The organism is Rhodopirellula maiorica SM1 (genome assembly GCF_000346295.1).
Lineage (GTDB): Bacteria > Planctomycetota > Planctomycetia > Pirellulales > Pirellulaceae > Novipirellula > Novipirellula maiorica.
In genome coordinates, this window is sequence record NZ_ANOG01000252.1 from 1 (window position 1) to 6,049 (window position 6,049).

Consider the following 6,049-nt stretch of genomic DNA (forward strand, 5'->3'; position numbering starts at 1 on the left):
TACACCGTCTCGCTGCCTCCAGCGATCGGCAGCGCAGGAATTGCTGCGATCAGCGTTGCGATGATGACATGGGGCGTCATGCCGCTGTTGACTTGGTTGTTTCAGCGATGGCTTTACCCGGCCGATCGTCCGCCGCGTTAACGCGAGTTGTTGATGTTGCATCCGCAGTCCGTACCGATCACGCCGCCGTGTGTTCAAAGAGCGTGAGAAGCCAGTCGTTGGCGGTCGCATTTGACATCGTCGCGATGACCAGTGTGGGTAGTCAGGAATGATAGGGTGAAATCCCGTGAGCCGTTACGCAAGTTCACTGTAGCGAAAGTCGCAGCGACTTTCGGCAACGCGAGTCAAACCGAAACTCTCAGCGAGCTTCGCTACGAGGAAAAGCTTCACAGCGATCCGTTTGGGCGCAAGCGGCCTGTCGATTTAGTCGTACGATGGACTTCCTAGTCCGTCGAATAAGCCAATGACGCACGAGGTAACCCATCAGCCACCCCCTTGCCATTGGAAACTTCATTAAATCAGCAGCTCGTTAGCCCCGGTCGAACGTCGGAACCGTGGCTAGCGGCCTGCTGATTTAGTCGTACGATGGACTTCCTAGTCCGTCGAATAAACCAATGACGCACGAGGTAACCCATCAGCCACCCCCTCGCCTTAGAAACCTTCATCAAATTAGCAGTCCGCTAACCCCGGTTAAATGTCGGAACCGTGGCTAGCGCCAAAACGGCTAAGATATGGAAAGACGGCTGCTTAAAGCGCGACTTCGCCATGCTCGGCGGTCCGGATCCTAATCGCTTCGCCGATGTCGGTGACCAGCACGTCGCCGTCGCTGGCAGCATTCATGCGAGCTGCGGCCAGCAATGCATCGAGTGCCGTTTGCAGTTGATGATCACCAACGACGACTTCGATCTTAATATTGGGAATGAAGTCGTATTCGTAGTGCGAACCGCGATAGATTTCTTTCTGTGATACCTCGTCACCGTAGCTTTTGACCTCGGACACGGTCATACCGCCGAAACCATGATCGACCAATGCCTGTTTGACCGTGTCCAACTTGAAATGCCGGATGATCGCCTCGATCTTTTTCATGGTAACCTGCGCTATGACTCGGATGTATCACACGTTGGATATGGCTGGACGAGCCTCGATATAAAAGACGCCGGGAATGTCAGATGTGAATTCAACGCGGCGAACATGGTGATGACGAGACTGCCAGGCAGCACGATCAAGATAGCGATTTACGTGCCAAGCGGCACCAAAACGTCGTTGTGCTGCAGGCATGCATCCGAAACACAACGAGCCTGCCCGCGTTGTGGCGATTGATCGCGGCGGCTCGCGGTGGCCGAAGAAATTTGAAGTGACACGACGAATTCCGCGGTTTTCTAATGTGCGATGCAAACGGAAACCGCCGTGAAGCCGCGACAACGCGGCGCAAAACGACTCGTTCGAAAAAACAGGCAGAAGCATCGGCGCTGGACCGGAGGTCCGCGGACGTGCGACATCCTTTAGCAGCAATCGCCCAATCTTGAGGCATCAGGAGTGACAAGACACGGAGGATTCCATACACCCAGCCACGAAGTGGCGATAGGATGTAGCCATGGGCGTGAGCCCATGGACCGCGGATCGACACCGCGTCGCTAGTCCCGACGGGACGACATGAAAAAACCGAGGACCCAATCATGCCGCCCCTTCAGGGCTTCGCGACGCGGATTTCGATTTAATCCACGGGCTCACGCCCTGTATTGATTTGCCAACGTGGCAAAATTCCATGCACCCAGCCACGACGTGGCGATAGGATGTAGCTATGGGCGTCAGCCCATGGACCGCGGATCGACACCGCGTCGCTAGTCCCAACGGGACGACATGAACAAAACAGGCAGGCCCAACAGCGTCCGATATTTCGGGCTATTGCCAGCGTAGGTCGACGACACATTTGCCTACCGCTTCGGCGGGCGGTGGTGTTAACGCCGCCGGTGGACCATCGATCTTTTTGACAACGCAGCGTGCCGCGCGGCGCTCGCGTGCTTCGTCGATCGTCGATGGCAACCCCGGATACGGTTCCCCCAGCGGATGCCATTCGTGCAGCGTAATCTGCCAAGTCCCTTCGCTCGGGTGCGACAGCGTTAATGTCAGCGGTGACTGGGCACCGAGCGTGGGATGCAGTCCTCCCAGCGGTACAAAGCTGCGATAACGCAGCCCCGATAACCGCAATGCCCCCTCATCGTCAGTCTCCTCATGAAGTGGAATCAACCACTCGCCGACCGACACCGTCCAATCGTCGAGTGACTCGGGGCCCGCGGATCGCATGCGGATTTCAATTCGCGATGTGCTCGAATCGATCAGCCGCGAACCGCCGCGTTCTTGCGTGGCAACATCACCGACCAACGGCCAAAATTCGACTGCCCGACGCAATTCGACTCGTAATGGGCCTAGTTCACATGCCTTCAACAGACGGTGTCGATCGCAAAGCACTCGCTCAACCAAGGGGCCGGCCAATCCCAGTTCATGAGATTCCAGATCCGCTAGCACTTCTTGGAGGTCACGCTGCAAATAATAAGGCAGCGAGAAACGTTGGTGTAACGATTCACCCCAATCGATCAGCGGTTCCGATGTCGGATACTCGGCAAGCATCGCAACGATAGCACGAAATAACGCCGCCAGCGATGCCATCGTTTCGGGATCCGCCGCCATTCGCAGCGCACGGAACTCGACCAAACCCAGCCGTCCACGGCCGCCGAGATACGGATTGGCCAATTTTTCAATATTGATCTCGGCGCGATGACTGTTGCCGGATGGATCGGACAAGAAGGGTGCCAGCGTGCCCCAGATTGTCTCTGGTAACGGATTTTCCACCCGGCTGAGTAACTCAAGTGCAAGCGAAAGCTCCGGCAATGCTTGCGAGAGCGTTTCATCGACTCGCGGTGCCTGGCTGTCCGAGCCAACCGAGTCAACTGCGTGCAGGTACGAAAGCGATGGGTGGCGGTTGAAGTAACGCACCAAGCTAGACAATAGACTTGGTTCGGTCAAAAACGGGCTGGACGATGGATCGATACCGCCAAAGGTAATGTGCCCGCCGCCTCCCGAATCGCTCTCGACGCCATTGTATTGCAACCGGTATGTCGCCAACCCTTCGTCGTCCGCGGCGGCTGCCAATTCGCGGAGTCTCGCAAGCAGATCGGTCGCAGACCCAACCGGCGCCATGTTGACTTCGATCACGGCTGGATCAGGAGTGATGGTGGTCCACGCTACCGTCGAGTCCACTGGCGGTGGGAAACCGGAAAGCAGGATCGCGGGCACTTCGGATTGCCGCGCCGCCGTCGAAACGGCTGACAGCAAACGTTCAAATTCATCGACACTACGGACCCGAGGTAGCTCGATCCGCAACCCTTCGTCCGTGTCCGAAGCAACCACGAGGTACGTTCCCGAATCGGCCAACGAATCAGTCACCTCGGCACCTTCGACCTGTTCGCCATGAAGTGACGGTCGTTTCAAAAGTGGCTGCTCTGTGACGTCGGTAACTGGTGCGGCGTCGTCCGTGCGAAAAACGACACGGTTAGCCAAAGGGGCGTCGAGCGTCGCAGCGGTTAAACCGATTGAGTTCAAGACGGTGGTCAGTGCTGCGGCAAACGATTCCGACATCGCCACGGTTGTCTGGTTGGCATCGTCGGCGTCCAAGAGTAGCACATCGGGTGGTCCCTGCCAGATCGGGTGGCCATCGCGACGCAAGTAGAGCCCCAGACTCCACCGCGGGCACGGTTCGCCACTGTATTGACGCCCGACGCAGTGCAAGACCGCCGCGCCAGGATTGGCTTCGGCAATCCGCTTCAGCATCCGCTGGCCACGTTGGAGTTTGTCGTCACCTAATGCATTGAATAGCCATTGCGGTGTTTCCGAGTTGCGGTCGGTGTAGGTCGGTTCGGCACCAACCCAAATCGTCCGCCCGCAGCGTTCCACCGCTTCATCGTGTGCGGCCAATGCCTGCATCACGTCATCTACTGAGTCCATCGAGTTGTCGTTTTGCCGCGAGGGGTAGTTTCAAGAGCGCTGTGTCCGATAAACTTTATACATGCGCCGATTAAAAATAATACACAAAACGCGATACCGATATCCCCACCCGGTCAAGTTGCACGCCCACAAGGTGATGCTGCGGCCTCGCGAAGGCCACGATATCCGTATTGTCTCGTCGCAGTTGGCGATCCAACCCGAACATACTGTTCATTGGCATCGCGACGCCCATGGGAATTCGGTGGCGGTGGTGACGTTCCAACAAGAGGCCGATTTCCTTGAATTTGACAGCGAAGTCGTGATCGATCACTACGAGGACACGCCGACCGACGTCCGTTTGGACACGCGAGTCCAACAGTTTCCTTTTCAATATGATGTCGGCGAACGCGAAGATTTGCTGCCCTATATGTTGCCGGTTTTCACGCGAGGTGCTGAATCGCTGAAGGATTGGATCGAGCGATTTTGGAAGCCGGGGCAATCGTTGCCTACGCTTGATCTACTGAATCAGATGAACGAAGCTATTCCGGCGCAGTTGCGATACGGCCGACGCGAGGAAATTGGCGTCCAGCGGCCATCGGAAACCCTCGCACAGGGAACGGGATCGTGCCGTGATTTCGCGACTTTGTTCATGGAAGCCTGCCGTCACCTCGGCTTGGCCGCACGTTTCGTCAGCGGGTATCGCTACGATCCTAATTTGGGGCCTGGCGAAGGCGCCACGCACGCTTGGTGTGAAGTGTATCTGACCGGCAGCGGATGGCGAGGTTTTGATTCCACAGCCGGGCTTCGCGTTGCCGGCGATCACATTGCCGTCGCCGTCGCGCGACACCCGGAGTGGATTCCCCCTATATCCGGATCCTATCACGGACAAGCAAAATCAGTAATGGAAGTCGAGGTCGAAGTCACGGAGTTGCAAGGCTAGACAACGCTGCCTCGAAACCAGTGCACACGCGTCTTTCCAGGCTGTCGCTGAATGCGACGGCCGACAGGGCACACCGGGCGAGTCCGAACAAATGAGCGGCGGTTAATCTGGTTTGCAGATAGGAACCGTGGCTATCGGTACAAAGTAACGCTGTAAACGGCGGTACAGCGGGCGTGCTTGCCTTACAAGTTTGGTAGGATGGGGGACGAAGCTAGCTGTTGCGATGCTCAATTTACCTGAGTGGAGCTGCCGCGATGCAGGTTGCTGCCTGTTCGACTTCGTGTTCGCCTTTTCGATCGACCTTCCATCTTGTCTTGACGCGTAATTCGCCATGCTCAATACGTCACTATCGTTCAAACGTCCCGAAGCGGATCTTTCGGTCTTGGAACTGCTTGCGGTGAAGTATCCCAATGTCGACGCGGCGATCGCCGAGGTGGCGCGGCTTGCGGCAGTACAAACACTTCCCAAGAGTGCGGTGCATGTGATCAGCGATATTCACGGGGAGGACAAGAAACTGCAGCACGTCATCAACAACGCATCCGGTACGCTCCGTCCGTTGGTCGAGGAGATGTTTTCAGAGCGGATGGATGCCAATGAGATGGCCGAGTTTCTGAAGCTAACATTCTACCCCGCCGAAGTGACCGAGCGGTTGCGACACACATTGAAGGAACCTGAGGACGTCAAGGCTTACGCCGCGCGGATGTTAAAGTCACAATTGGAACTGCTTCGTCATTTGGTGTCGAATTTTAGTTTGCGATTGGCGTCGAATTTGTTTCCGCGCGAATACAGCGAGTTGCTGTTAGAGATGTTGCACGCGCCGTCGACCGAACGCGGACCCGAGTTTGTTGCTGCGATGCTGGATGAACTCGTTCGACGCGGACGTGCATTGCACCTGATCCATCTGCTCGGGCGGTTGATTCGTAATTTGGCGGTCGACGAACTGATTATCGGTGGGGATTGCTGGGACCGCGGTCCGCGTGGCGACCGCGTGGTCGATTACCTGCGTCTGCAACCCAATGTGGAATTCATTTGGGGGAACCATGACGCATTGTGGCTTGGTGCATCGCTAGGAAACGAGGCGTTGATTTGCACGGTGCTTCGTGTGTCGCTGCGATATCGACGGATTGG

4 protein-coding genes are annotated in these 6,049 nt (G+C 56.7%); 2 read left to right on the forward strand and 2 right to left on the reverse strand.

The window, feature by feature from the left end; genetic code table 11:
• Positions 1 to 747: 747 nt before the first annotated feature.
• Positions 748 to 1,086, reverse strand: coding sequence for a P-II family nitrogen regulator (locus tag RMSM_RS07755; RefSeq protein ID WP_008693867.1), 339 nt, complete (start codon positions 1,084 to 1,086; stop codon positions 748 to 750).
• An 816-nt stretch (positions 1,087 to 1,902) separates the two neighbouring features.
• Complete coding sequence (locus RMSM_RS07765) at positions 1,903 to 4,002, reverse strand: transglutaminase family protein (protein ID WP_008693870.1); 2,100 nt, start codon at positions 4,000 to 4,002, stop codon at positions 1,903 to 1,905.
• Between the two features lie 61 nt (positions 4,003 to 4,063).
• Here RMSM_RS07765 and RMSM_RS07770 point away from each other — a divergent pair, with 61 nt between their 5' ends.
• Positions 4,064 to 4,921: a transglutaminase family protein gene (locus RMSM_RS07770; RefSeq protein WP_040764749.1), complete on the forward strand. Its 858-nt coding sequence runs from the start codon at positions 4,064 to 4,066 to the stop codon at positions 4,919 to 4,921.
• A 331-nt stretch (positions 4,922 to 5,252) separates the two neighbouring features.
• Positions 5,253 to 6,049, forward strand: a 797-nt coding sequence (locus RMSM_RS07775) for a fructose-bisphosphatase class III (RefSeq protein ID WP_008693873.1), incomplete at its 3' end; no start/stop codon positions are given.

Coding starts and splice junctions, on each gene's coding strand:
- RMSM_RS07770 (WP_040764749.1), top strand. CDS start 4,064: ATGCGCCGATTAAAAATAATACACAAAACGCGATACCGATATCCCCAC.
- RMSM_RS07765 (WP_008693870.1), bottom strand. CDS start 4,002: ATGGACTCAGTAGATGACGTGATGCAGGCATTGGCCGCACACGATGAA.
- RMSM_RS07755 (WP_008693867.1), bottom strand. CDS start 1,086: ATGAAAAAGATCGAGGCGATCATCCGGCATTTCAAGTTGGACACGGTC.